Raw genomic sequence first — 24655 nt, 5'->3', positions numbered from 1 at the left:
GGAGCATGGCCCGTAAAGTGCCGATGAGCTAACGAGACACAGGACGCGCGACTTCCCATCTTGGTCAGGGGCAAATCAAATGGTTCCAAAGAAAGACCGAATACATAGAAGCAGGGTCAGCGGCGCATCGAAAAATCACTTGCAGGGGAAGGCAGTTCATACATGTTTCCCGAAAGCGGACCTTCGAGGCGACCGCGACAAACAATAAGATCAATTCATTGGAAGTCGCTGCTATTTTGCAGGTGTTTGCCATTTACGAGCAGGATGGTAGCGAATAAAAAAAATTTTCCCGGATATTGCCAGCAAGTATATCATGAAGCTCCTTATTGCCGTACTTACGCTTTGCCTACTGGGCGCACCTGTCTTTGCGGACTCGGACGGGGAAACCGAGGCGGCCCAACATACCGCTGAGGTCAATGCGGTCATTGAGACTGTCACGGAGCTCCTAGAGGAGGCACGGCAGACCGCGCCGACAGATCGGTCGAGCGCACTTCGCGCCTACTTGCTCTTGCGCGAGGCAGACGCCGTCGTCACCCGCGCCTTGGCGGCGTATCCGGAGGCGGACAGTCTTGGCGAACTCGAAGCGCATCCCGCAGCGCAATTGCAGGACGGGCCGATCGCCGCCGCCGCCGGCCACGTTGTCAGCCTTTGCGATGGCCTCCCGCCTCGCGATTGTCTGTTTACCGAGACGGAGCGCGTGGCCGCGCAGATCGTACAAACCAGTCGCTATGTCCCTTCCCGAGCCATGCCGTTGAGCGATATCGCAGAGGCGCGTGCCAAAGTGGGGCAATTGGCCGAGGCAAAGCGGTTTTGGTCGGAAGCCGAACGCATCGTTGTGCAGCCCGAGTCTGCCATTAACCGGGCTTCGGAGCTGCAGGTGATCGCCGGGGCACAGGCCGGGGCGGAGAATATGGCCGAAGCAACGCGGCTTTGGTCGGCGGCGGAGCGTTCCCTCACGAAGATCAAGCGCACCGAGGCCCGAGCTTCAGCGTTGAGCCATATCGCCAAGACACGGGCCGCGGCAGGGCAATTGGCCGAGGCAACGCGGTTTTGGTCGGAAGCCGAACGCATCGTTGTGCAGCCCGAGCGTCGCTTGGGTCGCTCTAAACGGGCCTGGGCCTTGTACCGGATCGCGGGGTCGCTGGCCCAGTCGGGTCAATTTACCGAGGCCGAGCGTATCGCTGTGCAGATTGAGGGCAATCACCAGTCTTGGGCGTTGAGGGATATCGCCGGTTCGCTGGCCGAGGCGGCGAAATATGCCGAGGCCGAGCGCATCGCCGTACAACTCGCGCGCACTGGTAAACATGCCGGAGACCGGGCAAAGGCGCTGAGTCTTATCGCAAGCGAACTTTGATATTTGAATTGCGTTTGTCGTGAACGGCCGCACCGTTCCGCGTTGTAACCAGTCGCGGCCAATGCATTTAACGTCTGCTTTCTGCGATCTCGGCGCCTCAACATATGAAAGCTTTGGGATACAGGCAGTTACAAGTGAGAATAGGATCGGCGACGGCGAAGTCCCGCACTACCGGCATTCGGAGCGATGGCGTCCTTGCATAATTCTGCGCGGGCAACTTCCTTTTGAAAGCCATGATGCATCGGGTGCGAGGCAGGGAGCTTCAACACAATTGGCAAGGGGCTTGGCACACCGGGGCGGCCTTTGCTTTGACTGCCCCCAGACAAGCGGAATCCAGCTTGCCGGAAAAAAATCCTGTATAACGGCAATCCTCTATTTGGGAATCCCATCCGTTATGCTAGAGGTCCGACTCGACAGAGGAGTCCGGATCATGTCCCAAGCGTTTCTGACGCATATCACCGACACGCTGACCCAGATCGACGCGGAAGGGCTGTACAAGCGCGAGCGTCTGATCACCTCGCCGCAGCGGGGCGAGATCAGCGTCGGCGACCGGCAGGTCATCAACCTGTGCGCCAACAACTATCTCGGCCTGGCCGACCATACCGACCTGATCGCCGCGGCCAAGGGGGCGATGGACGATCACGGATACGGCATGGCCAGCGTGCGCTTCATCTGCGGCACGCAGGACATCCACCGCGAGATGGAACAGAAGCTGGCGGCGTTTCTGGGCAAGGATGACGCGATCCTTTTCGCGGCCTGTTTCGACGCCAATGGCGGTCTGTTCGAACCGCTGCTGGGGCCCGAGGACGCGATCATTTCCGACAGCCTTAACCACGCCTCGATCATCGACGGGGTGCGGCTGTGCAAGGCGAAACGCTATCGCTATCTCAACAACGACATGAACGACCTGGAGGCCTGGCTGAAACAGGCGCGCGAGGACGGGGCGCGGCACATCATGATCGCGACCGACGGGGTATTCAGCATGGATGGCTACCTGGCCAACCTGCCGCAGATCACCCGGCTGGCGCAGGAATATGATGCCATCGTCATGGTCGACGACTGCCACGCCACCGGCTTCATGGGACCGCGCGGCGCGGGCACGCCGGATCATTTCGGTGTCGATGTGGACATCCTGACAGGGACGCTGGGCAAGGCACTCGGGGGGGCAATCGGCGGTTATATCGCCGGGCCGCAGCCAGTGATCGACCTTCTGCGGCAGCGGGCGCGGCCCTATCTGTTCTCCAACTCGCTGCCGCCTGCCGTTGTCTCCGCCGGGATCGAGGCAATCCGGCTGGTCGAGGAGGGCGATGCCCTGCGCGCGCAACTCTTCGAGAACGCCCGCTACTGGCGGGCGGGGCTGGAGCGCCTGGGCTTCGACCTGCTGCCCGGCGAACACCCGATCATCCCGGTCATGCTGGGCGAGGCGCAGCTGGCGCAGGACATGGCGGCGCGGCTGTTCGACGAGGGGGTCTATGTCTCGGGCTTCTTCTTTCCGGTGGTGCCGCGCGGCAAGGCGCGCATCCGCACCCAGATGAATGCGGCACTCACCCGGAACGAACTGGACCGGGCGCTGGCCGCCTTCGAAGTGGCCGGCAAGGCCGTCGGCGTGATTTGAAACCCGTCCCGGGCTTGACCCGGGACCTCCCGGACCGGGACTTTTGTGAGGCCCCGGGTCAAGCCCGGGGCGCGGAGGAACCCATGAAGAACACCATGACCGCCCTGGAGAAATCCAAACCCGAAGAGGGGCTTTGGATGGTGCAGGCGCCAGTGCCCGAGATCGGCCCCGACGACGTGCTGATCAAGGTCAGGAAGACCGGCATCTGCGGCACCGACATCCATATCTGGAACTGGGACGAGTGGGCGTCACACACCGTGCCGGTGCCGCTGATCACCGGGCACGAGTTTGCCGGCGAGATCGTCGAGATCGGCCGCGACGTGACAGGTCTCAAGATCGGCCAGCGCTGTTCCGGCGAGGGGCATCTGATCGGCACCGACAGCCGCCAGTCGCGCGCCGGCAAGTTCCACCTGGACCCCGGCACGCGCGGGATCGGCGTGAACGAACAGGGGGCTTTCGCCGAATACCTGCGCTTGCCGGCCTTCAACGTGGTGCCGCTGCCCGACGACATCCCCGACGAGATCGGCGCCATCCTCGACCCGCTGGGCAACGCGGTGCACACCGCGCTCAGCTTCGATCTGCTGGGCGAGGATGTGCTGATCACCGGCGCCGGGCCGATCGGCATCATGGCCGCTGCCGTCGCCAAGCACGCCGGCGCGCGCCACGTGGTGATCACCGACATCAACCCGGACCGCCTGAGTCTGGCGCAGCATGTGGTGCCAAAGGTGCGCACCGTGGATGTCAGCCGCGAGGATCTCAATGACGTGATCCGCGAACACGGCATGAAGGAAGGCTTCGATGTGGGCCTGGAGATGTCCGGCAGCCAGGCGGCGCTGGACCAGATGGTCGAGGCGCTGGTGATGGGCGGCAAGATCGCGCTGCTGGGCATCCCGCCGGGCAAGTCGCCGGTGGACTGGTCGCGCATCGTGTTCAAGGCGATCACAATCAAGGGCGTCTATGGTCGCGAGATGTTCGAGACCTGGTACAAGATGATCGCCATGCTGCAGAACGGGCTCGACGTGAGCCGGGTCATCACCCACCGTTTCGACGTGGCCGATTTCGCCCAAGGGTTCGCTGCCATGAAGTCCGGCCAGAGCGGAAAGGTCGTGCTGGACTGGACCGGTTGAGCTTGCGCCCTCACTGCCCCCAGTCGGCGGCCATCATCTCGCGCAGGCGCGATGCGGTGCGTTCGAATTCGAACGTGCCCTCGCCCTCGACATAGAGCATCTCGGGCTCGGCGGCGGCCGAACAGATCAGCCGCACCCGCGCCTCGTAAAGCGCGTCGATCAGGGTGACGAAGCGCTTGGCCTCGTTGAAATTGTTGCGCGACAGGCGCGGAATGTCCTCGAGCACCAGGACCCGCACCGCCTCGGCCACCGCCAGGTAGTCCGCCGGCCCCAGCATCCGGCCGCACAGGTCGTAGAAGCTGGCCCGCGCCACGCCGTTGCGGAAGGCCGGCAGCACCACGTCGCGGCCCTTGACCTTCAGGTGCAGAGGTTCGGCCGCCCCGCCGCTCAGGTCGGTCCAGACGGCGCGGATCGCCGCGCGCGCCTCGGGGCCGATGGGGGTGAAATAGACCTGCGCACCCTCGAGCCGGTCTTGGCGGTAATCGGTCGGCGAGGTCAGCTCCCACACCACCATGCGTTCCTTGATGAGTTGGATGAAGGGCAGGAACAGCTGCCGGTTCAGACCGTCTTTGTAGAGATCGTCGGGCACCCGGTTCGAGGTGGTCACGACCACCACGCCCGCGTCGAACAGCGCCTCGAACAGGCGGCCGACGATCATCGCGTCGGTGATGTCGGTGATCTGCATCTCGTCGAAGGCCAGCACCCGCACGTCCCGCGCCACGCCGGCGGCCACCGGGGCCAGCGCGTCTTCGGCATTGCCCTGGCGGGCCTCGTGCAGTTGGGCGTGGATCTCCTGCATGAAGGCGTGGAAATGTACACGGCGGTTGGGGATCTCGCCCAGCGTTTCGACGAACAGATCCATCAGCATGGACTTGCCGCGCCCGACCCCGCCCCAGAGATAGAGGCCCTCGGGCGGTGGCGGCGCCTTGCGGAACAGACCGCGCTTGGCCGGCTCGGCCAGGGCAGAACGGATGCGCTCGAACTCGGGCAGAACCGCCTCCTGGGCGGGATCGGCCTGCAACGTGCCATCGGCCACGCGCGCGGCGTAAAGGTCTGTCACCTCGGTCATGGCGCAGCCTTAGCGCGGCGCGGGCGTGGTGAAAAGCACCACGCGCCGCGCGGACACATCAAATCCGCTGATCCGAAGGCACAGAAAGCTTGAATTGACAGCGCGACAGGCTCCCATACGGTTCCGGCATCCCAAGCGAGGCCCGCTATGACCCGTGACACCCGCCTGATCACCCCGGTCCTGATCGTCAGTTGCGTCATCATCACCGTGAGCTTTGCGGTGCGGGCCTCCTTCGGCGTGTTCCAGATCCCCGTGGCCGAGGAATTCGGCTGGCTCAGGACCGAATTCTCGCTGGCCATCGCCATCCAGAACCTGGCCTGGGGGATCGGCCAGCCGATCTTTGCCGCCATCGCCGAGAAGATCGGCGACCGAAAGGCGATCGTGCTGGGGGCGTTGACCTATGCCGCCGGGATGGTGCTGACCGCCGCCTCCACCACGCCGCTGGCGCATCAGCTCTACGCCTGGCTGGTGGGGTTCGGTATTGCCGGCACCGGCTTCGGCGTCGTGCTGGCGGTGGTGGGCCGCGCGGCGTCTGACGCCAACCGCTCGATGGCGCTGGGGATCGTCACCGCCGCGGGCAGCCTGGGCCAGGTTGTCGGCGCCCCCGCCGCCGAGTTCCTGATGCGGTTCCTCAGCTGGCAGCAGGTCTTCGTGGTCTTTGCCGCGGCCGTCCTGGCCCTGGTGCTGACCCTGCCGCTGATGCGCGCGCCCGTGCGCTCGGGCAAGGCCGAGCTGGAAGAGAGCATGGGTCGGATCCTGGTCAAGGCCTTTCGCGATCCGAGCTATGCGATGATCTTCCTGGGCTTCTTCAGCTGTGGCTATCAGCTGGCCTTCATCACCGCGCATTTCCCCGCCTTCGTGACCGAGATGAGCGGCCCGATCGCACCGGGCGGCCTGCTGCACGGGATGGGGATCACAACGACCTCGGCGCTGGGGGCGGTGGCGATCTCGTTGATCGGGTTGGCCAATATCGCGGGTACGCTGGCGGCGGGCTGGGCCGGCAGCCGCTATCCCCGCAAATACCTGCTGGCCGGGATCTACACCGCCCGCACCGTGGCTGCCGGTGCCTTCATCCTGATGCCGATCACGCCGGGTTCGGTCATCGTCTTTTCGGTGGTGATGGGGTCGCTCTGGCTGGCGACGGTGCCGCTGACCTCGGGTCTCGTGGCCTATATCTACGGACTGCGCTACATGGGCACGCTCTATGGCATCGTGTTTCTCAGCCACCAAATCGGCGGTTTCCTGGGCGTCTGGCTGGGCGGCAGGCTCTATGACATCTATGGCGACTACACGCTGGTCTGGTGGGTCGGCGTGGGCGTCGGTGCGTTCAGCGCGCTGGTGCACCTGCCGATCCGCGAGCGCCCGCTGCCGCCGGACGGGCCGCTCACTCCAGACCTTCGCGCAGCCGCGCCCTGAGGATCGCCGTCACCTCTTCGGCATGGGTGTAGGTCAGGCCGTGGCCGGCCTCCTCGATCACCTCCTGCCGGGCGGCGCGCGACCATTCCGCCAGCCTTCCCATGTGTGCCACCGGAATCACGTCGTCCTTGCGCGCCCAGATCGCCAGCACCGGAACACCGGCAGTATGGATCCGCCGGTGCTCGGATTCGAGCGTCCGCCCGAGGATGCCGCGCAGGCTGGCCAGCACCGCCGGCACGAATCCGCGCCAGTCCAGCTCGGCCTGTTGGCGGTCGACGATGTCGGGAACCGCGCTCGGCAGGGCGCGCTCGGCCTCGGTGCCGCGCCGGTGTCGGGCGGGAAAGGTCATGTGCATCAGCCAGTCGCCCAGGATCGGCGTCTTTCGCACGAAGCCCGCCAGCCGGTCGCCGGTATTCCCGACCCCGGCAGGCGCCAGCAGAACCAGCTGGCGCAGCCTGTCGGGATGGGCGGCGGCAAAGCATGTGGCGATGGAACCGCCCATGGAATAGCCGACCAGCGTCAGGTCGTCCCCGACCCGCTGATCGGCCAGCAGCTCTTCAAGCTGCTCCAGGAAGAAGATCGCGTCCTGATCGCCGGCCGGCCTGTCCGACCAGCCGCGCCCGTAGAGGTCGTAGGTCAGCACCCGGTAGCCCAGCGCCGCCAACCCCTCGACCAGCCCGTCGAAGACATAAGAGGGCGTGGTCAGCCCGTGCACGCAGACCGCAACCGGCCCGCGCGCGGGTCCGTGCCAACGGTAGTGGGTCACGCCGCGCGACAGCCTGGCCAGGCGCCCGGGCGCGGCCCGACGCGCGGTGTCGGTCATTACCTTGCGCCGGGCTTCGCGGACAAAGGGATAGGCGGCCAGGAGGGCCGCCAGGATCAGAACTGCAACGGTCAGCCAGGTCATGTCGCGCCCTGCCACTTGCCCAGGATATGCCGGCTGGTCATCAGGTCCAGATGCGCCCCGCCGCCATTCTTGAACAGGGTGATGTCATCGGGCTTCGCGGTAAAGGCCGCCAGGTCGTAGAAATCCGCAATCAGGTCCTCCCGCGTGATGAGGCCGGCCTCCAGCGGGATCCGGATCTCTCCGATATGGTCGGCGGTCGTGTCCACGCTGTCGACGAAGATGCGGGCGCGGCGCAGGGCGGCATCGTCGGCCTCGCGCATGTCGGGCCGGTAGGCGCCGATCAGGTTCAGGTGCTGGCCCGGCCGCAGCCATTCGCCCCGGATCACCGGGTCGGTGGACATGGTGGCGCAGACCACGATGTCGGCGCGGGTGACGGCCTGGGGCAGGTCATCGGCCAGCTCGACCGCCGCGACCTTGCGCGCCAGCGCCTCGGCCTTGGCGCGGGTGCGGTTCCACAGCCGGATCCGCGCGTCGGGAAATCCCGCAGCGAAGGCTTCGCACAGCGACTGGCCCACGGTCCCGGCGCCCACGATCAGGATCTCGCGGCTGTCGGGCGCGGCCAGACGGCGCGCGGCCAGCAGGCTGTCGGCGGCTGTCTTCCACTTGGTGACCAGGTGAAAGTCGATCAGCGCGGCCAGCGTGCCGTTGCGGTCGTCGAACAGGCTGACCGACCCGTTGACCACCGGTTCGCCATGTTCGGAGTTTCCCGGAAACAGCGTGGCCGTCTTGACCGCCATGCCCAGCCCGTCGATCCATGCCGCCCGCGACAGCAGCGTGTCGGGATCGCGGTAGAGAAAGGTGTCACCGATCTCGGCCCGGGGCAGGTCGTGTCCGGCGGCCAGCGCCTCGGTCAGCTCCAGCCAGTCGAGCAGCGCTTCGCCTTCGTCGAAGGGGATCATCGGAATGGTCATGCGGCCTCGCTTTCGGTCAACAGGGTTTCGGCGACCAGCCGGTCGGCCCAGCCCTCGGGGCCGTCGAACAGATGGGTGCGCCAGCCGCGCGCGGCGGCGGCGTCGATGTTCTCGGCCCGGTCGTCGGTGAACAGAAGCGCCTGCGGCGGCAATCCGCAATCGGCCTCGACGCGGGCATAGATCTCGGGGTCGGGCTTGGTCACCTGCAGATGCCCCGAGACATAGCTGCGGTCGAACTCGCCCAGAAACGGGTAATGCGGGATCGCCTGGTCGAAGGTCTGCACGCCGAAATTGGTCAGCGCGAAGACCGGGACGCCGCGGGTGCGCAGCGCCCGCAACAGGCGGACCGAGCGCGGGATCTCGGGGGCGGCCAGCTCGATCCAGTTGTCATGCCACATGCGGATCTCGTCGCGCCACTCGGGGTGGCGTTCGGCCCAGTCATAGACGGTTTCGGTGAAGTGCCGCCCGCGATCCACCAGGTCGTTCATGCCGTGCAGGTCGATCTGCGCGAACATGGCGCGGCGCCGGTCGGCCCCGATCACGCGGTCATAGAAGCGCTCGGGCTGCCATTCGATCAGCACGTTCCCGATGTCGAACACCACCGCCTGAATGGTCATTGCCCCTCCCCGTCCTGCGGTGTCAGCCGGCCCGGGCGGCCGCCCGCACCTCGCGTTCCAGCGCGTCCAGAAAACGGCTGCGGTCGGCCTTTGTAAAGGGCTTGCCGCCGCCGCCCGCGCCCAGCGGGTTCGCGGCGCGCAGATCGGCCATCAGGTCGCGCATTGCAAGTTGCTGCCCGATGCCGGCCTGGGTGAAGGCGTCGCCGTCATGGCGCAGCACCCGCGCGCCCGCCTCGAGGCAGCGCGCGGCCAGCGGAATGTCTGCGGTCACCACGACATCGCCGGGCCCGCAGCGATCGGCAATCCACTTGTCGGCCTCGTCGGCGCCCTCGGACACGATCACGGTCTGCACCAGCGAGTTCGCAGGCGGGCGCAAACCGCCATTCGAGACCAGAAACATCGTCAGCCCGTGCCGGGTCGCGACCCGCTCGGCCTCGGGTTTCACCGGGCAGGCATCGGCATCGATATAGAGCGCGCCGCTCACGCCCAAAGGCGCTCGGCGTGGAACTCGACGTGATCCTCGATGAAGGAGGAGACGAAGAAGTAACTGTGGTCGTATCCCGGCTGCATCCGCATCACCGCCTGCTGGCGGCGTTCGGCGATGGCCGTGGCCAGCGCCTCGGGGCGCAGCAGGTCGATGAACTGGTCCTTGGTGCCGGTGTCGATCAGGATCGGCCCTTCGAACCCGGTCTCGCGCATCAGCGCCGACGCATCGTGGCGCGCCCAGGCCCCCTCGTCGTTGCCCAGATAGGCCGACAGCTGCTTGCGGCCCCAGTCCGATCCGGTCGGGTTGCAGATCGGCGCAAAGGCCGAGACCGAGCGGTAGCGGCCCGGCAGGGTCATCGCCAGCGTCAACGCGCCATGCCCGCCCATGGAATGACCGGTGATCGCCTGCCGCTCGCCATCGATGGCAAACTCGGCGGCCAGCAGCGCCGGCAGCTCCTCGGCCACGTAGTCCCACATTCGGAAATGCGGCGCCCAGGGATCCTGCGTGGCGTTGACATAGAATCCCGCACCCTGGCCCAGGTCGTAATCGTCGTGGTCGGCCACGTCCTCGCCGCGCGGCGAGGTGTCGGGAAACACCAGCGCGATCCCCTGTTCGGCGGCCCAGCCCTGTGCTGCGGCCTTTGTCATCGCGTTCTCGTGGGTGCAGGTCAGCCCCGAGAGATACCACAGGACCGGGACCGGGCCGTCGGCGGCCTCGGCCGGTAGGAACAGCCCGAAGGTCATGTCGCAGCTGCAGGCGGCGGAGGCGTGACGGTAGACGCCTTGCACGCCGCCGAAGCAGGCGTTCTCGGAGAGGGTTTCCATGGCGGGCTCCTTGGTTCATGCGGTTGCCCTATCGCTATCGGCGTTGGGCGGCGGCGTCCAGTGCTGCCCTGCTCAGTGCAGCCGTCTGGCGCGGGCGCGGACGGATGCGGCCGGGTCGGCCTCGGCGGCGGCAAGCGCCGCTTCCGCCTCGGCCCGGTGGCTGTCGAAGCGCCGGGCCAGCGTTACGATGACATGCAGGCTCCAGGCGCGCAGGAACGGGCGGTCATGGTTGCTCAGCGCCTGCGCCCAGCGGATGACGGTTTCGGCCTGATCCGCGCTCAGGTCCAGCGCTTCGACCGACTGACACAGGTGCAACCGGGCCTGCCAGGACGGCAGGTCGCCCAGCGAGGCAACAAGCCGCGCGGTCATCTCCTGGGGCAGCGCCAGCCCGTCCTCCAGCTCGGCCTTGAGGATCCAGGTGGCGCCGTCGGCCACGCTGGCGCGCGGATCGGCGCAGAGCGCGACCAGCTCTTCGAGATAGCCGGGGGCCGACCCGCAGGCGACCCGGGCCTCGGCCAGTACGGTGATGTTCTGGCCGTCGAATTCCTGGATATGGCGATCAAGTCCGGAAGGCATGTGGGATGCGGCACGGCTTCTGCAAGGGCGGTCCGGGGAAGCCTAACGAAATCGGTGCGGCCTGTCCCGGGGTGGTGTCAGAGCGTCTCGATCCAGGCGATGACCAGCGGCACGGTCAGGATCGATGCGGCGGTGGACAGCAGGATCGCTGCCGAGGCCCGGTGCGGTGCGACGCGGTAATGCGCGGCCAGCATGTAGACATTGCCCGCCACCGGCAGGGCCGCCGCGGCGATCACCACCGTGGCCGAGAACCCGTCGATCGGCAACAGGACCAGCACCGCCAGCGCCACCAGCGCCGGGTGCAGCACAAGCTTGCAGAAGCTCAGCCAGCCGGCAATGCGCACGCGCTCGGCCGTCTTGCCGGCCAGCGACGCGCCGATGGCGAACAGCGCGCCGGGGGTTGCGGCACCGCCGAGGATCGACAGGAAGTCGTTCATCGGCGCCGGGATCGGCAACTGAAACCAGGACCAGAGCATGCCCAGCGTGATCGACACGATCATCGGGTTCCGCACCAGCCCCAGCGCGATCAGGCGCAAGGTGCCCAGCCTTAACCGCCCGTCGCGCCCGGCATTGATCAGGATCACGATGAGCGACGAGAACACCACCAGATCCACGGTCAGCACCAGCATCACCGGCCCGATCGCCGCCTCGCCCAGCAGCAGCGCCAGCATCGGCAGACCGAGAAAGCCGACATTGCCGATGGCGGCGCATTGCGCCTCGACCGCGGTGGTCTGCACGTCCAGCCCGCGCAGCATCGCCACCAGAGTTGCGACCAGGTAGACCGCCATCGTGCCGGCCAGATAGCCGATCACCAGCCGCCCGTTGAAGATCTCGGCAAAGGGCAGGTTGGCGGAAAACCGGAACAGCATGGCCGACAGGGCGAAGTAGAAGACGAACTTGGTCAGATACGCCGTCGCCTCTTCGGTGAAGAAGCGCGCGCGCCCGGCCCAATAGCCCAGGCCAATGATCGCAAAGAAGGGCAGGGTTCGCAGGAAGATCTCGGCCATGTGGTTTCGGTAGCATGATTTTCCCGAACCACAACGGGATTTTCCCTAGCCGCTGCCGATCAGGATACCCGCGGCCAGCACCAGGGCGCCGCCCAGCACGACCTGGAACGCGGCGCGGAAGAACGGGGTCTCCATGTAGCGGTTCTGGATCCAGGCAATCGCCCAAAGCTCGACGAACACGATGGCGATGGCAATCGTCGTTGCGGTCCAGAAATCGGGGATCAGATAGGGCAGCGCGTGGCCCAGCCCGCCCAGCGTGGTCATAACGCCCGAGGCCAGCCCGCGCTTTATCGGCGAGCCGCGCCCCGAGATCTCGCCGTCATCCGAGGCGGCCTCGGTGAAGCCCATCGAGATGCCCGCACCGATCGAGGCGGCCAGCCCGACCAGGAAGGTGGTCCAGGTGTCCTGCGTGGCGAACGCGGTGGCGAATATCGGCGCCAGGGTCGAGACCGACCCGTCCATCAGCCCCGCCAGGCCCGGCTGCACCCAGGTCAGCACGAATTGCCGGTGCGAGGCGGCGGCCTCGTCGTCGCGGGCGCCGTCGTCGAGATGGGTTACTTCCAGCGCGGATGCGGTGGCCTGGTGGCCGGCCTCGGCCGCGGCCAGATCGCCCAGCAGCTTGCGGGTCGCGGCGTCAGAGGTCCGGCGCGCGGCGGCCAGGTAGAACCGTTCGGCATCGCGCTCCATCGCCTCGGCCTCGGCGCGGATCCGGTCGATGCCGAGATTCTCGACCAGCCAGACCGGCCGGCGCGCATAGTATCCGGCGACATGCTCGCGCCGGATCAGCGGGATCACCGGCCCGAACCGTTCCTCATGCAGCGCGATCAGCCGCGCCCGATGCGAGTCTTCCTCCTCGGCCATTCCGTCGAAAATGCGGGCGGTGGCCGGGAAATCGGCGCGAAGCATCTCGCCATAGCTGCGATAGATGCGCGCGTCGTCCTCTTCGGACGAGATCGCCAGGGCGATGATCTCCTGCTCGGACAGGTCGTTGAAATGCTTGCGTTGTGACAAGAAGCGCATGGGCCGAACCTATATTAGAACGATTCTAAGTTAGCGGCTGAGGATCGCGATGCAAGGCGTTTCGTGAATCCCGTTGAAACTGAACAGGTCAGTTTATATTCTGACATTGCAAAGCATGTCAGGGGCCAGAATGACGCAACCCGCCGCCGTCCCGCGCAAGGGGCGGAAATACGACCAGGTACTCAAGGGCGCGCGCAAGGTCTTCATGGCCGACGGGTTCGAAGGTGCCAGCGTCGACGATATCGCGCGTGTGGCCGGCGTGTCCAAGGCAACGCTCTACAGCTATTTTCCCGACAAGCGGTTGCTGTTCCGCGAGGCGGCGCAGACCGAATGCGACCTGATGGCCGAACGCATCCTGTCGATGATCGACGAGACGCGGCCGGCGCGCGAGGTGCTGACGGTGGCCGCGACCGAGTTGACCGGGTTCCTGCTGTCGGATTTCGCGCAGCAGGTGTTCCGCATCTGCGTCGCCGAACGCGACCGCTTTCCCGAACTTGGCCGCGCCTTCTACGAGGCCGGGCCGAAGAACGGGCAGGCGCGTCTGATGGAATACCTGGACACGGCGGTGGCCAAGGGAGAGCTGCGGATCGAGGATACCGAGATGGCGGCCGAGCAATTTGCCGAACTGTGCCGGGTCAAGCTGTGGAACCAGGCCGCGTTCGGCATCCGCGACCGGTTCACCCAAGGTGAGATCGACAGCGTGGCCCGCCATGCCGTGGACATGTTCCTGGCCCGCTACGCAGCCTAGTCGGTGCGCCGCACCATCAGCTGGTTGCCGGCGCCGCGCTTGGTCTCGAATATCTTGAGCGCCACGACCAGATCCGACAGCTTGCGGGTGCCATAGCTGCGGGTGTCGAAATCGGGGTTGGCGGCGATCAGGCGCTGGCCGATGCTGCCCAGCGTGTACCACTCGTCCTCCTGATCCATCGAATCCATCGCCTTGATGACCAGGTCGCGGGCCTCGCGCAGCTTGGCGGCGGGGATCTTCTGGTCCTTGGGCTTGGCCGGTTTCCGGTCACCTGTCTGTTCCTGCGAGTCGTCCTCGGGGCCAGCGATGTTTTCCAGGAAGATGAAACGCTTGCAGGCCTTGCGGAAGGCGTCGGGCGTCTTCATCTGGCCCATGCCGAAAACCTCCAGCCCCTGCTCGCGGATGCGGCTGGCCAGCCGGGTGAAGTCGCTGTCGGAACTGACCAGGACGAAGCCGTCGAACCGCCCCGAATGCATCAGGTCCATCGCGTCGATCACCAGCGCGATGTCGCTGGCGTTCTTGCCCACGGTATTGGCGGGCTGGTGGTGCGGGACCAGGCCGAATTCGGCCTGCACCTTGCTCCACCCGGTCATCTGCTGGCTGGAGAAATCGCCATAGCAGCGGCGCACCGACGCCTCGCCCAGCGAGGCGATTTCCTCGAATATGGCGCGGGTGTATTTCGGCGAGGTGTTGTCGGCGTCGATCAGGACCGCCAGCAGGTTGGTTTCGTCGGGCATGATGCCTCCTTTTTCCGGCGACCCTAGACGAGGCTGCGATACATCACCAGAGCATCCACATAGCCCCGCTCGGGGTGGTGGAACGCGCCGGGCAGCCGGCCGACCACGTCAAAGCCGGCGCGGCGCCAGGTCTCGATGGCGCGGGTGTTGGTCTCGACGACGAAATTGTATTGCATCGCGCGGAACCCTTGCCGCCGCGCCTCCGCCAGCGAGTGCTCCAGAAGCGCCCGCGCCACGCCCCGGCCCTGCGCGGCGTGGCTGGTGCAATAGCCGGCGTTGCAGACATGCGCGCCATTGCCGGTCTGGTTCGCCCGCAGATAGGCGCAGCCAAGCGCGACCCCGTCCGCCTCGGCGATCCAGACCCGCGCGGTATCGGGCCAGAAATAGGCCAGCGCACCGGCCTTGCCGCCCCGCGGATCGGCGCAGAACGTGTCGCCGGCCTCGACCGCAGGGCGCAGGATCTGCCAGACGGTTTCGGCGTCGCGGGCGCGGTCGGCCTCGCGGATCGTCACGGACATCCCCGCGGGTTCAGTAGACCACGACCGAGCGGATCGATTCGCCCGCATGCATCAGGTCGAACCCCTTGTTGATGTCGTCGAGCTTCAGCGTGTGGGTGATCATCGGGTCGATCTCGATCTTGCCGTCCATGTACCAGTCGACGATCCGGGGTACGTCAGTGCGCCCGCGCGCGCCGCCGAACGCGGTTCCGCGCCAGACCCGGCCCGTGACCAGCTGGAACGGCCGGGTCGAGATCTCGGCACCGGCAGGCGCCACGCCGATGATGATGCTCTCGCCCCAGCCCTTGTGGGCCGATTCCAGCGCCGCGCGCATCACCTGAACGTTGCCGGTGGCGTCGAACGTGTAATCCGCGCCGCCCTTGGTCAGGTTCACCAGGTAGGGCACCAGATCGCCCTCGACCTCAGAAGGATTGACGAAATCGGTCATGCCGAAGCGTTCGGCCATCTCTTTCTTGTCTGGGTTCAGGTCGACGCCGACGATCTGGTCGGCACCCGCCAGCCGCAGCCCCTGGATCACGTTCAGCCCGATGCCGCCCAGCCCGAAGACGATGGCCCGGCTGCCGATCTCGACCTTGGCGGTGTTGATCACCGCGCCGATGCCGGTGGTCACGCCGCAGCCGATATAGCAGATCTTGTCGAACGGCGCGTCGGGGCGCACCTTGGCCAGCGCGATTTCGGGCAGGACCGTATGATTGGAGAAGGTCGAGCAGCCCATGTAATGCAGGATCGGATCGCCATCGAGGGTCGAGAACCGCGAGGTGCCGTCAGGCATCACGCCCTTGCCCTGGGTTTCGCGGATCGCCTGGCACAGGTTGGTGCGCGGGTGCAGGCAGTAGTCGCATTCGCGGCATTCCGGGGTGTAGAGCGGGATCACGTGATCGCCGGGCTTCAGGCTGGTCACGCCCTCGCCCACCTCGACGACCACGCCCGCACCCTCGTGCCCCAGGATCGCCGGGAACAGGCCCTCGGGATCGGCGCCGGACAGGGTGAATTCGTCGGTGTGGCAGATGCCGGTGGCCTTGATCTCGACCAGGACCTCGCCGGCGCGGGGGCCGTCGAGGTTCACGTCCATGATCTCGAGCGGTTTGCCGGCCTCGACGGCGACGGCGGCACGGGTGCGCATCGGGGATCTCCTTGTCAATTTTGCGCCGAGCCTGCGTCAAGGGCAGGGGCTTTGCAACCATTGTTTGGGCCGTTCCATGCGCCGAATCCGACAGTCCGCCGGGCCACCTGCGGCGGGATCGACTCGACTCGGGCGGCGATTCCCGGGTAGGAACATATCAGGAACAAACCTGCCGAATCCGATGCCCAACCGCCGAATCCTGTCGCTCTGGTTTCCCCGCCTCGCTGCGGAGCGGTTGATGCGTGACGCGCGGGGGCTGGAGGCCGGCCCCCTGGCGGTGGTCGCCGAGCAGGCCAACCTGCAGGCGATCACCGCGCTCAATGCCGCGGCCGAGGGGGCGGGGCTGTATGTCGGGCAGCCGGTGCGCGACGCCCATGCCATGTGTGCCGGGCTGGTCACCCGCGCCCGCAACGCCCCGGCCGAGGCGGCGTTCCTGACCGCGCTCAGGCGCTGGGCGGGCAAGTTCAGCCCCTGGGTTGCCGAAGAGCCGCCCGACGGGCTGGTGATCGACCTGAGCGGCTGCGCGCATCTGTTCGGCGGCGAGGCGGCGCTGGTGCAGGTGGTGGCGGATGATTGTACCGATCTGGGGCTGACGGTGCGCCTGGGCATCGCCGACACGCTGGGCGCGGCCTGGGCCCTGGCGCGCTATGCCGGGCAGGGCGCGGCGCCGGCGCGCAGCGGCGACGCGGTGGACCAGGAGGCCCGCGCCACCCGGTCGCGCGCCGCCAAGCGGCGGCACTGGACCAAGGGCGGGGCCGCGCCGCAGGTGGTGACCGCCGGCGGCGGCGCGCGGATCGCACCGCCGGGCCAGTGCCACGGCGCGTTGTCGCCCCTGCCGGTCGCGGCGCTGCGGCTGGAGGGGCAGGTGACCGAACAGCTCGGCCGGCTGGGCCTGCGCCGGATCGGCGATCTGCTGGGCCAGCCCCGCGCGGCGCTGGCGCGGCGGTTCGGCCGGGGGCTGGTGCTGCGGCTGGACCAGGCCATGGGCAGCGCGCCCGAGCCGGTCTCGCCGGCGCGCGCGACCGCGCATTTCGCCGCCCGCATGACCCTGCCCGAGCCGATCGGGCTCAGGGACGACCTGATGGCGGCGATCGACCGGATCCTGCCGGTGCTGTGCGCGCGGCTGGAGGCGAAGGGGCGCGGGGCGCGGGAATTACGGCTGGAGGCGCACCGCACCGACCAGGCGGCGCAGGTGGTGCAGGCCGGGCTGGCCCGGCCCAGCCACGACCCGCAGCGCATCCGCCCGCTTCTGGAGCTGAAGCTGGACGGGATCGACGCGGGGTTCGGCATCGACATGCTGCGCATCGCGGCGGTGCGCACCGAGCCGGTGCATGCCCGCACCGTCGCCGGCCATGCCGAGGCGGCGCGCGTGGTGCGCGACCGGCTGGCGGGCAACACCGCGCTGGACGACCTGATCGGCAAGCTGGGCGCGCGGATCGGGCTGGAGGCGATCACCCGCCGGCACCCCGCCTCGTCCCACATCCCCGAAAAGAGCGCCCAGACCCTGGCCGCCGCGTGGTCGGACCCGGCGCCGGACTGGCCCGCGCCGCCGGTTCCGCGCCCGTTGCTGCTGTGGCCGCCCGAGCCGGTGACGGCCCCCGACGGCCCCGCCGTGCCCGGCGCGTTCCGCTGGCGCGGGCGCGACTGGCGGCTGGCGCAGGCCACGGGCCCCGAGCGCATCGCGCCGGAATGGTGGCTGGACGATCCCAACTGGCGCAGCGGCGTGCGCGACTACTGGGTGGTGGTGACCGAGCAGGGCGACCGGCTGTGGCTGTTCTACGGGCATGGCGGGGCGCTGTCCTCGGGCTGGTTCTGCCAGGGCAGCTTTGCCTGACCGGCGTGGGCACAGCGCCTCATCCGCAGGGCGCATGTTGCGTGAAGGCTTGATTTGCGGGCGAAAACTGGCAAGGCTTGGCGGTATGAACATGCAGCCTCCCAGCCCGTTGCCGACGGGTCCGGCCCAGATGCAGGTCGCATTCGACCGCCGCGAGCTGTCCGTCATCCTGTCGCTCTATGGCCGCATGGTGGCCGCCGGGGAATGGCGTGACTACGGTATTTCCAGCCTGCACGACACGGCGGTCTTTTCGGTGTTCCGGCGCACTGCCGAGCACCCGCTCTACCGGATCGAGAAGCATCCCCGCCTGCGCGGGCGGCAGGGCATGTATTCGGTCGTGGGAATGGACGGGCAGATCCTCAAGCGCGGGCATGACCTGCGCACGGTGCTGCGCGTGCTCGAGCGCAAGCTGATCCGGGCGGTGAAGCCCGATTGACGGCAGTGCCCGCGGCTGGCCGCGCGCCGTGAGTATTTGTAAAAAAGATGAAGATCCGGTCAGAGCCGGCGGTGTGATGTGACCGGACCGTCGCCCTGGGCCTGGATCCGGGCGATGGCCGGTGTCAGGGGTTCGTATTGAACCGCCATGTGATGGGCGTTGGCATGCAGGATGGTCTCGGGATCGGCGACCCAGGCGACATGGCCGGCCCAGAACAGCAGGTCCCCATGCTCCGGCGCGCTGCCCGTGGGCAGCGCCCGGCCCAGCGCGGCCTCCTGCTGATCGCTGTCGCCCGGACAATCCCGGCCACAGGCCAGAAGCGCGGCCTGCACCAGACCCGAGCAGTCGATGCCCGCGCGGCTGTTGCCGCCCCACAGGTAGGGCGTGCCGAGAAACAGCGCCGCCACCGCCACCGGGTCGGTCAGCCGCTGGGAGACCGGCGCCAGGTGCACCTCGGGGATATGTCCTTGCGCGGTTTCTGCGAATCCGCCGGCGGTGCCTGTCACGCGCACCCGGCTGCCGAAGCTGAGCGCCAGGCGCTCGGGTGATTTCAGGTCCGCCGCGGCATAGGCATGGGTGGCCGGCGCGCAGACCCAATGGCCCGCGTCGATGGCCGGCCCCAGCGCGGTGGTCTCGACATAGCCGACATAGCCATCCCGGCCCGATTGCACGAAGGCCCAGCCGTCGCGGTCTTCGTAGACATCCACCGCCTCGCCCAGGAGCAGCTGGCGGTCGCGCGGGCCGCCGGGTGCGCGCATCAGGTCCACAACCGGGCGCGCCACACAGCGCGGCGTGCCGGGCACACGCGCGAGACCGGCGGGCGCCTCTGCAAGATGCGCCGCGGCGACGCGGGCGTTGACGGGGGAGAGGCGCCGGTCGCTCACAGCTTCAGCATCCGCGGCAGGGCGCCCAGCAGCGCGCGCGGCCCCTGGCCGGTTCCGCCCTTTGGCCGGCCCGGCGCCTTGGCGGGGTTCCAGCCGTAGATGTCGAAATGCATATAGGGCGCGCGTTCGACGAAGCGGCGCAGAAACAGTGCCGCGGTGATCGAGCCGGCGAACCCGCCGGAAGGCGCGTTGTCCAGATCGGCGATGTCGGGCTCGATCATCGCCTCGTAGGGGGTGTGGAACGGCATCCGCCAGACCGGATCAGCGGCCGGACCTGCAGCCTCGGCCAGTGCCGCCGCAGCCGGTTCGTCATCGGTGTAGAACGGTGCGAGGTCGGGACCCACGGCAACCCTGGCGGCGCCGGTCAGGGTCGCCATCGACACGATCAGGTCGCTGTCCTCCTCGTCGGCCAGCGCCAGCGCGTCGGCCAGGACCAGCCGCCCCTCGGCATCGGTGTTGTTGATTTCGACGGTCAGGCCCTTGCGCGAGGTCAGGACATCGCCGGGCCGAAAAGCGTTGCCCGCGACCGCGTTCTCGACCGCCGGAATCAGCACCTGTAACCGCAGCGGCAGGTTCAGCGCCATGATCATCCGCGCGAGGCCCAGCACGTTGGCCGCGCCGCCCATGTCCTTTTTCATCAGCCCCATCGCCGAGGCCGGTTTCAGGTCCAGCCCGCCGGTGTCGAAGCACACGCCCTTGCCGACCAGCGTCAGGCGCGGCCCCTCGGTGCCCCAGGTCATGTCGATCAGCCGGGGCGCCCGGTCCGAGGCGCGCCCGACCGCGTGGATCATCGGCAGGTTGCGCGCCAGCAGGTCGTCGCCGGCGACACTCGTGCAACTCGCGCCGAACTCTGCGGCCAGCGCCTCGGTGGCCTGCTGCAGCGCATCGGGCCCCATGTCCTGAGCCGGGGTGTCGATGAGGTCGCGGATCAGCGCCTCGCCCGCCGCCATCGCCTCGACCCGGGCGGCATCGATGCCGTCCGGGGCGATCAGCCGCGCCGTGCCGGCCTTGCGCGCCTTGTACCGGTCGAAGACATGACCGGTCATCAGCCAGCCGAAACACTCCGCCTCTAGCGCATCATCCGCGACGCCGCCGGCCAGCCGGTAGGTGCCCTGGGGCAGTTTCTCGGCCGCGGCGGCCAGGACGAAGCGCTTGCGGGCGCGTTTGGCCGGGGTGCCGTAACCGGCGAGCGCCAGGGCGGGGGCGCCGTCCGCGTCGGGCACCAGCAGGGCCTGCCCGATGGCGCCGGTGAAACCGCTGGCCTCGACCCAGCGGCGCACCGGGGCAGGCTGGCTTTCCCACCATGTCCGCAGATCCGGTTGCGCGATCACGTGTAACGACAAGGCGGCCTCTTGCGGGTCGGCAAAGCTCAAACTCATGGGGTCTTTCCGTCCGGGTCGTCAGTTGCGCACAGAGTAGCGACCGCGCCCGGGGCCGCAACCCCCGGCCGCTCAGATCGAGAGGTCCTGCAGATCCCAGACCGCGGTCAGCGAGCGCTCGCCGACCCGGATCAGTCGAAAGAGCGTCGCCGCTGTCGCCACGCTGTCGCCGCCGTCGATTGCGCCGACCGTGTCCGAGGCGACACGCACGATCTCGGTCATGCCGATCTGTTCGGCGATCGCCGACAGCGACCGGGCGGCTTTGCGCAGCTCTTTGCGCCGGCCTTCGCGCCAGAGGCGCTCGCAGCTCGACAGGCGCACCGCCAGTTCCTCGATCGCGCGGCACAGCACGTCCTCGGCCCCCGAGTCGCCCATTTGTCGATACAGGCCGCGCAGCCTGTCTCGGTCCAGCCGGACGGATTCGCTGTGTTTGATTGCTGTCACCTTGTCCACCGGTCTCACCCCAAATGCTGTTTGCACCCCCACGGTACCGGGGCATCCTGCGCGCGGCGGCGTTTGCAAAAGGTTGCCCGCGCGGGGCATTATGCCTCGAATTCGCGGCTAATCCGGACTAGTGAGGCCTTGTGAACGGAAAGACGGGACAGACAGGATGACGATTGCTCAACCCTTGCCCAGCTACCTGGTGCAACGCTATCACGGCTGGAAGGCCACGGCCTATCAAGAGAACAAGACCTGGTATCGACGGCTGGCCTCCGAGGGGCAACGGCCACGCGCAATGGTGATTTCCTGTTGTGACAGCCGGGTCCACGTGACCTCGATCTTCGGGGCCGACCAGGGCGAATTCTTCATTCACCGCAACATCGCCAACCTGGTGCCGCCCTACGAGCCGGACGGCGATCACCACGGCACCAGCGCCGCGGTGGAATACGCGGTCACCGTGCTGAAGGTGGCGCATCTGATCGTGCTGGGCCATTCGCAATGCGGTGGCGTGCAGGGCTGCATCGACATGTGCAAGGGAAAGGCACCCGAACTGGAGGCCAAGGAGAGCTTCGTGGGACGCTGGATGGACATCCTGCGACCGAAATTCGACTCGGTTGCGGATATCGAGGACGCGACCCAGCAAGCCCGCAGTTTCGAGCACCAGGCGGTGCTGGCCTCGCTCGACAACCTCATGACCTTTCCCTTCGTCGCCGATGCGGTTGCCGACGGCTCGCTGACGCTGCATGGCCTTTGGACGGATATCGGCGAAGGCGGGCTGGAGTATTACGACCCCGACGCCGGCCGGTTCATCGCGGTCTAGACCGCCTTTCACGGCGAAGGGGCAAGCGCCTGGCTTGCCCCTTCGGTTTCGGCTGTGTGAGTGGCCGGATTGTCGGGTGCTGTCGCGGAGGTCAGGCCGCCATCCGCTCCGGCTCTGCCTGCATGCGGCGCGAGAAGAAGACCGGCGTGGGCTTGCGGCTGGAGCGCGCGGCGGCCAGATCGCAGATGGTGCCGCCTTCTCCTTCGTTTTCGCGGAGTGTGCGCAGATGCGCCAGTGCGGCGAGGCGGTTGCTGCGGGCTTGGGCGGCGAGCGAGATGGTCATTTTGGTTCTCCTGGATTCGGATTGGTGTGAGGGCGAAAGAGAGGGGTTTCAGGCGGCGTCGCCGGACGACCCCCAGACGTTGGTGACGAAGAAGACACCGTGCGGCGTGCGGATCGGGTGCGGGGCATTGCGCCAGTCGTCCATGGAAACGACGTTCTGCGTCATCGCCCTGGGGGCCGGTGCGCGGCGGGTCTGAGTGCCCGGTGTGAATGTCAGAATACTGGTCATGGTCATCCCCTTTGTTTGTGCCGGGCGGTCTTGGCCCGCGTCTTGCTTCGTCGTCACGGTCTTGGCGGGCCCTGGCAGGAACCGCGCCGCCGCATGTGTCAGCCGGTGCCGCGGCTCTGTGCCTGCTCGAACATCCTGTCCAGGTCGGAACAGGCGAGCGATGGCAGGCGCCGCGTTGCGCCGGTTTTCGTCACCGGGTTTCCCGGAGCGGGAGCCGACACAACTTTGCCGGTATCGAGAGAAAGCGAACTGGTGGTCATTCGCTGCCTCCTTTCCCTGAGTATGCGGTTTGCGAACACCGTTAAGGTTTGGCTCAGATTGAGGCGGGAATTGATCATTCTTGAGGCTGAAAAGCGGCAAATCACAATTCTGACAAATGATTGTCTACTGTGTGACGCATTATTGCCGGCGGTCGGCCCGATTTTTTCGACCTGCGAAACACAGGATTTGATGTGGGTTTTAACTGATTCGAAACGGGCGGCGACTTCGCCTCACAGTTGCAGTTTTCCAGGGTGCGATTCGCGCGCCTCGTGTTACCGCGGCGGGCCGGATCGGTCAGCGCAGAACCATGCCCTCGGGCCAAGTCAGGGTGGTGTCGATGCGGATCGTCCGCGTGTCGCCCGTACCCAGATCAAAGTCCCAGGCCAGGATCCCGCGCTGCTTGTCGACATCATCTTCGTCGGGCCGCGGCGACGCGGTCCACCAGATTTCCAGGTCTTCCTGCTCGGAATAGGGCACACGGTCGAGCACGCGCAGCGGCCAGTCCCGCCCGGTCAGGTTCTCGACCTCGATCTCGACCCGTTCGTTCCGCTCGCTCGAGCGGTTGATCAGGCCGCGGTCGCCCTCGCTCTGGTCCAGGACGTCGCGCTTGATGCGCAGCCCGTCGATCGGGCCGAAGCCGAACTCGGCCTCCTGGCCGGCGGCCAGTCCGGGAAACCCGCTCGTGCCGACCAGAACCCCGTCGACATAGCGCGCGGCGTATTGGCTGGGCAGAAGCTCCTCGCCCCAGCCGTCCTCGACACGCGCCATGTGAAACGCGGTCTGATCGTGGAAGGGCACCGCCAGGGCGCGTTCCTGCGCCGGTTGCGACAGGCTGTCGAGCCGCAGCCGCAGCAGGTCGGCACTGGACGCGATCGAAACCGGCACGGCGTAGCTGTAGGTGACGCCCGGGCCCTCGGCGACCTTCCAGAGCGGTGGGGGCGGCGCGGGCGCCTCCAGCGCAGGGGCGACCAGTGAGGCGAGGCCGTCGGATTCGGGCTGGCTCCGACTCTGACGCACCGGGGCCTCGGGTGGGCCGATCCGCAGGCGCAGGGGCAACAATGCGTTCGGCTCCGCCCGCCCGACCGGGGCCAGAGTCGACAGGTGCAGCGCCACGTCGGTCCAGTTCTCGCCGGTGGTCTGCCGCACCAGCGCGCTCCGCTCCAGCGTCAGCGACGGCGCATCGCCAGTGGCAAGCCGAAGGTCATAGGCCGGTGTCCAATAGGTTGCGCCGCGCACGAGATAGCGCAAGGTGACGGTGGCATCGGCCGCCTCTGGCGCGTCGACCTCGATTGCGATGAACAGGCGGTCCTCATCCTCGACCGTGAGCGCGGCAAGGGCCTGCTGCGCGGCCTTCAGTTCGTCGCGCAGGTCGCTCAGCTGGTCCTCGATCCGCCGCGCCGCGATCTCGGCATCCAGCGCCGCCGCCCCGGCCGCTCCGGCCTCGTCGCGGATCATCCGGGCGATGTCTCGCAGCGTGTCGGGGCCGGCCTCGGCCAGGCCCTCGTTCTCGCCAAGCCCGCGCAGGAATGTCAGGGACGCCTCGGCTGCGCTGCCGGCCAGCCGGGCCCTGCGGGCATCATCCTCGACGCCGCGGATCCGGTCTTCGATCTCTTCTATGCGCTGGCGTGCGGCGTCGATCTCGGGCGTATCCGCATCGCGGGGCGGGACCCGATCCTGGCGCAGCAACGTACCGGTCTGACGCGCGCCCTCCACCTCGACCCGCAGGCTTTCGGAAACCGCCGAGGCGGGCACGCCCTGCAGCACCAGCCGGTGACGGCCGGCGGGCAAGGACACCTCGGCGCGCCGCAAGATGGCGGCACTGTCGGGGTGCATCGTCACTTCGGTGACGCGGCTGGAGACGGCGATGGTCTCGGCATAGGCCGGTTGCAGCGCCAGTAAGGCAATCGCGAGGATGGGGTTGCGCATGATGCACCTGCCTTGGCTGTTGTTCCGGCCAGCGTTGCAAGCGGGCCGCACAAAAGCAAGCTCAGGGCAGGGGCGGGCATTGGCCCCGGCCCGGAATGCGCGTGGCT

General features: G+C 67.5%; 27 protein-coding genes. 8 read left to right on the top strand and 19 right to left on the bottom strand.

The genetic code is table 11. From position 1 onward, the window contains the following. Positions 1-313 precede the first annotated feature (313 nt). The 3 genes from BMX57_RS13560 (at position 314) to tdh (ending at position 4096) form a co-directional block, all read left to right on the top strand. The gene (locus tag BMX57_RS13560; RefSeq protein ID WP_092367981.1) at positions 314-1354 is read left to right on the top strand and encodes a hypothetical protein; all 1041 of its coding nucleotides are present in this window, start codon (positions 314-316) and stop codon (positions 1352-1354) included. Positions 1355-1784: 430 nt separating this feature from the next. After that, the gene (locus tag BMX57_RS13555) at positions 1785-2969 is read left to right on the top strand and encodes a glycine C-acetyltransferase (RefSeq protein ID WP_092367978.1); all 1185 of its coding nucleotides are present in this window, start codon (positions 1785-1787) and stop codon (positions 2967-2969) included. 95 nt (positions 2970-3064) lie between these two features. Further along, positions 3065-4096, top strand: a complete 1032-nt coding sequence (gene tdh, locus BMX57_RS13550) for an L-threonine 3-dehydrogenase (RefSeq protein WP_092368022.1) — start codon at positions 3065-3067, stop codon at positions 4094-4096. A gap of 10 nt (positions 4097-4106) precedes the next feature. Here tdh and zapE read toward each other — a convergent pair whose 3' ends face one another. Further along, on the bottom strand, positions 4107-5165 hold the full coding sequence (zapE, locus tag BMX57_RS13545; RefSeq protein ID WP_092367975.1) for a cell division protein ZapE: 1059 nt from the start codon (positions 5163-5165) through the stop codon (positions 4107-4109). Positions 5166-5312: 147 nt separating this feature from the next. On the opposite strand from zapE, the gene BMX57_RS13540 reads away from it, so the two are divergent. Next, on the top strand, positions 5313-6581 hold the full coding sequence (locus BMX57_RS13540; RefSeq protein WP_092367972.1) for an MFS transporter: 1269 nt from the start codon (positions 5313-5315) through the stop codon (positions 6579-6581). Here BMX57_RS13540 and BMX57_RS13535 read toward each other — a convergent pair. From BMX57_RS13535 to mbfA, 8 genes are all read right to left on the bottom strand, one after another. Further along, the gene (locus BMX57_RS13535) at positions 6550-7488 is read right to left on the bottom strand and encodes an alpha/beta fold hydrolase (RefSeq protein ID WP_092367969.1); all 939 of its coding nucleotides are present in this window, start codon (positions 7486-7488) and stop codon (positions 6550-6552) included. The genes BMX57_RS13540 and BMX57_RS13535 overlap by 32 nt on opposite strands. After that, positions 7485-8399 carry an ornithine cyclodeaminase family protein gene (locus BMX57_RS13530; protein WP_092367966.1) on the bottom strand — a complete coding sequence of 305 codons (915 nt, stop codon included), beginning with the start codon at positions 8397-8399 and terminating at the stop codon, positions 7485-7487. Before BMX57_RS13530 ends, BMX57_RS13535 begins: the two co-directional genes overlap by 4 nt. Then, the gene (locus BMX57_RS13525) at positions 8396-9016 is read right to left on the bottom strand and encodes an HAD family hydrolase (RefSeq protein ID WP_092367963.1); all 621 of its coding nucleotides are present in this window, start codon (positions 9014-9016) and stop codon (positions 8396-8398) included. The genes BMX57_RS13530 and BMX57_RS13525 overlap by 4 nt, the downstream gene beginning before the upstream one ends. 22 nt (positions 9017-9038) lie before the next feature. Further along, a complete protein-coding gene (locus tag BMX57_RS13520; protein ID WP_092368020.1) occupies positions 9039-9500 on the bottom strand; it encodes a YaiI/YqxD family protein in 462 nt (153 codons plus the stop codon). Further along, positions 9497-10327, bottom strand: a complete 831-nt coding sequence (gene fghA, locus BMX57_RS13515; protein ID WP_092367960.1) for an S-formylglutathione hydrolase — start codon at positions 10325-10327, stop codon at positions 9497-9499. The genes BMX57_RS13520 and fghA overlap by 4 nt, the downstream gene beginning before the upstream one ends. A gap of 72 nt (positions 10328-10399) precedes the next feature. Then, on the bottom strand, positions 10400-10903 hold the full coding sequence (locus BMX57_RS13510; protein WP_092367957.1) for a hypothetical protein: 504 nt from the start codon (positions 10901-10903) through the stop codon (positions 10400-10402). A 77-nt stretch (positions 10904-10980) separates the two neighbouring features. Next, on the bottom strand, positions 10981-11910 hold the full coding sequence (locus BMX57_RS13505) for an AEC family transporter (protein WP_092367954.1): 930 nt from the start codon (positions 11908-11910) through the stop codon (positions 10981-10983). A gap of 45 nt (positions 11911-11955) precedes the next feature. After that, complete coding sequence (gene mbfA / locus BMX57_RS13500; RefSeq protein WP_092367951.1) at positions 11956-12930, bottom strand: iron exporter MbfA; 975 nt, start codon at positions 12928-12930, stop codon at positions 11956-11958. Positions 12931-13060: 130 nt separating this feature from the next. On the opposite strand from mbfA, the gene BMX57_RS13495 reads away from it, so the two are divergent. Then, positions 13061-13678, top strand: a complete 618-nt coding sequence (locus tag BMX57_RS13495) for a TetR/AcrR family transcriptional regulator (protein ID WP_092367947.1) — start codon at positions 13061-13063, stop codon at positions 13676-13678. Here the strand turns inward: BMX57_RS13495 and BMX57_RS13490 are convergent. The 3 genes from BMX57_RS13490 to BMX57_RS13480 are packed head-to-tail and all read right to left on the bottom strand — an operon-like array spanning position 13675 to position 16056. Continuing rightward, positions 13675-14415: an NYN domain-containing protein gene (locus tag BMX57_RS13490; RefSeq protein ID WP_092367944.1), complete on the bottom strand. Its 741-nt coding sequence runs from the start codon at positions 14413-14415 to the stop codon at positions 13675-13677. The genes BMX57_RS13495 and BMX57_RS13490 overlap by 4 nt on opposite strands. A gap of 23 nt (positions 14416-14438) precedes the next feature. Further along, positions 14439-14933, bottom strand: a complete 495-nt coding sequence (locus BMX57_RS13485) for a GNAT family N-acetyltransferase (protein WP_218142424.1) — start codon at positions 14931-14933, stop codon at positions 14439-14441. A 10-nt stretch (positions 14934-14943) separates the two neighbouring features. After that, positions 14944-16056: an S-(hydroxymethyl)glutathione dehydrogenase/class III alcohol dehydrogenase gene (locus BMX57_RS13480; RefSeq protein ID WP_092367941.1), complete on the bottom strand. Its 1113-nt coding sequence runs from the start codon at positions 16054-16056 to the stop codon at positions 14944-14946. A 181-nt stretch (positions 16057-16237) separates the two neighbouring features. Between BMX57_RS13480 and BMX57_RS13475 the strand changes: the two genes are divergently transcribed. Both BMX57_RS13475 and BMX57_RS13470 read left to right on the top strand, forming a co-directional pair. Then, positions 16238-17890: a Y-family DNA polymerase gene (locus BMX57_RS13475; protein ID WP_092367938.1), complete on the top strand. Its 1653-nt coding sequence runs from the start codon at positions 16238-16240 to the stop codon at positions 17888-17890. Between the two features lie 85 nt (positions 17891-17975). Next, a complete protein-coding gene (locus BMX57_RS13470; RefSeq protein ID WP_092367935.1) occupies positions 17976-18326 on the top strand; it encodes a DUF2794 domain-containing protein in 351 nt (116 codons plus the stop codon). 59 nt (positions 18327-18385) lie between these two features. Here BMX57_RS13470 and BMX57_RS13465 read toward each other — a convergent pair whose 3' ends face one another. From BMX57_RS13465 to BMX57_RS13455, 3 genes are all read right to left on the bottom strand, one after another. After that, positions 18386-19210, bottom strand: a complete 825-nt coding sequence (locus BMX57_RS13465) for a C40 family peptidase (protein ID WP_177175459.1) — start codon at positions 19208-19210, stop codon at positions 18386-18388. Further along, complete coding sequence (locus BMX57_RS13460; protein WP_092367932.1) at positions 19207-20589, bottom strand: leucyl aminopeptidase family protein; 1383 nt, start codon at positions 20587-20589, stop codon at positions 19207-19209. The genes BMX57_RS13465 and BMX57_RS13460 overlap by 4 nt, the downstream gene beginning before the upstream one ends. 72 nt (positions 20590-20661) lie before the next feature. Beyond that, positions 20662-21051 carry a hypothetical protein gene (locus BMX57_RS13455; protein WP_092367929.1) on the bottom strand — a complete coding sequence of 130 codons (390 nt, stop codon included), beginning with the start codon at positions 21049-21051 and terminating at the stop codon, positions 20662-20664. A 148-nt stretch (positions 21052-21199) separates the two neighbouring features. Here BMX57_RS13455 and BMX57_RS13450 point away from each other — a divergent pair, with 148 nt between their 5' ends. Further along, entirely contained in the window at positions 21200-21850 is a 651-nt protein-coding gene (locus BMX57_RS13450) for a carbonic anhydrase (protein ID WP_092367926.1), read from the top strand. A gap of 91 nt (positions 21851-21941) precedes the next feature. Here the strand turns inward: BMX57_RS13450 and BMX57_RS13445 are convergent, their stop codons facing one another. The 4 genes from BMX57_RS13445 to BMX57_RS13435 all read right to left on the bottom strand — a co-directional run bounded on the left by BMX57_RS13445 (position 21942) and on the right by BMX57_RS13435 (position 24548). Beyond that, the gene (locus tag BMX57_RS13445) at positions 21942-22133 is read right to left on the bottom strand and encodes a hypothetical protein (RefSeq protein ID WP_092367923.1); all 192 of its coding nucleotides are present in this window, start codon (positions 22131-22133) and stop codon (positions 21942-21944) included. A gap of 48 nt (positions 22134-22181) precedes the next feature. After that, complete coding sequence (locus tag BMX57_RS20430) at positions 22182-22361, bottom strand: hypothetical protein (RefSeq protein WP_143057920.1); 180 nt, start codon at positions 22359-22361, stop codon at positions 22182-22184. Positions 22362-22459: 98 nt separating this feature from the next. After that, entirely contained in the window at positions 22460-22621 is a 162-nt protein-coding gene (locus BMX57_RS20690; RefSeq protein WP_177175458.1) for a hypothetical protein, read from the bottom strand. 295 nt (positions 22622-22916) lie between these two features. Beyond that, positions 22917-24548: a DUF4139 domain-containing protein gene (locus BMX57_RS13435; RefSeq protein ID WP_092367917.1), complete on the bottom strand. Its 1632-nt coding sequence runs from the start codon at positions 24546-24548 to the stop codon at positions 22917-22919. Positions 24549-24655 lie beyond the last annotated feature (107 nt).

The sequence above is a fragment of the Cribrihabitans marinus genome (assembly GCF_900109035.1).
Lineage (GTDB): Bacteria > Pseudomonadota > Alphaproteobacteria > Rhodobacterales > Rhodobacteraceae > Cribrihabitans > Cribrihabitans marinus.
Note: the sequence above shows the minus strand (reverse complement) of the source record. Positions and strands in the feature narration are given on the sequence as shown.

What these genes read in the sequence shown, in the direction of transcription:
- BMX57_RS13560 (WP_092367981.1), top strand. Translation starts at nt 314, where the DNA reads ATGAAGCTCCTTATTGCCGTACTTACGCTTTGCCTACTGGGCGCACCT.
- BMX57_RS13555 (WP_092367978.1), top strand. Translation starts at nt 1,785, where the DNA reads ATGTCCCAAGCGTTTCTGACGCATATCACCGACACGCTGACCCAGATC.
- tdh (WP_092368022.1), top strand. Translation starts at nt 3,065, where the DNA reads ATGACCGCCCTGGAGAAATCCAAACCCGAAGAGGGGCTTTGGATGGTG.
- zapE (WP_092367975.1), bottom strand. Translation starts at nt 5,165, where the DNA reads ATGACCGAGGTGACAGACCTTTACGCCGCGCGCGTGGCCGATGGCACG.
- BMX57_RS13540 (WP_092367972.1), top strand. Translation starts at nt 5,313, where the DNA reads ATGACCCGTGACACCCGCCTGATCACCCCGGTCCTGATCGTCAGTTGC.
- BMX57_RS13535 (WP_092367969.1), bottom strand. Translation starts at nt 7,488, where the DNA reads ATGACCTGGCTGACCGTTGCAGTTCTGATCCTGGCGGCCCTCCTGGCC.
- BMX57_RS13530 (WP_092367966.1), bottom strand. Translation starts at nt 8,399, where the DNA reads ATGACCATTCCGATGATCCCCTTCGACGAAGGCGAAGCGCTGCTCGAC.
- BMX57_RS13525 (WP_092367963.1), bottom strand. Translation starts at nt 9,016, where the DNA reads ATGACCATTCAGGCGGTGGTGTTCGACATCGGGAACGTGCTGATCGAA.
- fghA (WP_092367960.1), bottom strand. Translation starts at nt 10,327, where the DNA reads ATGGAAACCCTCTCCGAGAACGCCTGCTTCGGCGGCGTGCAAGGCGTC.
- BMX57_RS13510 (WP_092367957.1), bottom strand. Translation starts at nt 10,903, where the DNA reads ATGCCTTCCGGACTTGATCGCCATATCCAGGAATTCGACGGCCAGAAC.
- BMX57_RS13505 (WP_092367954.1), bottom strand. Translation starts at nt 11,910, where the DNA reads ATGGCCGAGATCTTCCTGCGAACCCTGCCCTTCTTTGCGATCATTGGC.
- mbfA (WP_092367951.1), bottom strand. Translation starts at nt 12,930, where the DNA reads ATGCGCTTCTTGTCACAACGCAAGCATTTCAACGACCTGTCCGAGCAG.
- BMX57_RS13495 (WP_092367947.1), top strand. Translation starts at nt 13,061, where the DNA reads ATGACGCAACCCGCCGCCGTCCCGCGCAAGGGGCGGAAATACGACCAG.
- BMX57_RS13490 (WP_092367944.1), bottom strand. Translation starts at nt 14,415, where the DNA reads ATGCCCGACGAAACCAACCTGCTGGCGGTCCTGATCGACGCCGACAAC.
- BMX57_RS13485 (WP_218142424.1), bottom strand. Translation starts at nt 14,933, where the DNA reads ATGTCCGTGACGATCCGCGAGGCCGACCGCGCCCGCGACGCCGAAACC.
- BMX57_RS13480 (WP_092367941.1), bottom strand. Translation starts at nt 16,056, where the DNA reads ATGCGCACCCGTGCCGCCGTCGCCGTCGAGGCCGGCAAACCGCTCGAG.
- BMX57_RS13475 (WP_092367938.1), top strand. Translation starts at nt 16,238, where the DNA reads ATGCCCAACCGCCGAATCCTGTCGCTCTGGTTTCCCCGCCTCGCTGCG.
- BMX57_RS13470 (WP_092367935.1), top strand. Translation starts at nt 17,976, where the DNA reads ATGAACATGCAGCCTCCCAGCCCGTTGCCGACGGGTCCGGCCCAGATG.
- BMX57_RS13460 (WP_092367932.1), bottom strand. Translation starts at nt 20,589, where the DNA reads ATGAGTTTGAGCTTTGCCGACCCGCAAGAGGCCGCCTTGTCGTTACAC.
- BMX57_RS13450 (WP_092367926.1), top strand. Translation starts at nt 21,200, where the DNA reads ATGACGATTGCTCAACCCTTGCCCAGCTACCTGGTGCAACGCTATCAC.
- BMX57_RS13445 (WP_092367923.1), bottom strand. Translation starts at nt 22,133, where the DNA reads ATGACCATCTCGCTCGCCGCCCAAGCCCGCAGCAACCGCCTCGCCGCA.
- BMX57_RS20430 (WP_143057920.1), bottom strand. Translation starts at nt 22,361, where the DNA reads ATGACCAGTATTCTGACATTCACACCGGGCACTCAGACCCGCCGCGCA.
- BMX57_RS20690 (WP_177175458.1), bottom strand. Translation starts at nt 22,621, where the DNA reads ATGACCACCAGTTCGCTTTCTCTCGATACCGGCAAAGTTGTGTCGGCT.
- BMX57_RS13435 (WP_092367917.1), bottom strand. Translation starts at nt 24,548, where the DNA reads ATGCGCAACCCCATCCTCGCGATTGCCTTACTGGCGCTGCAACCGGCC.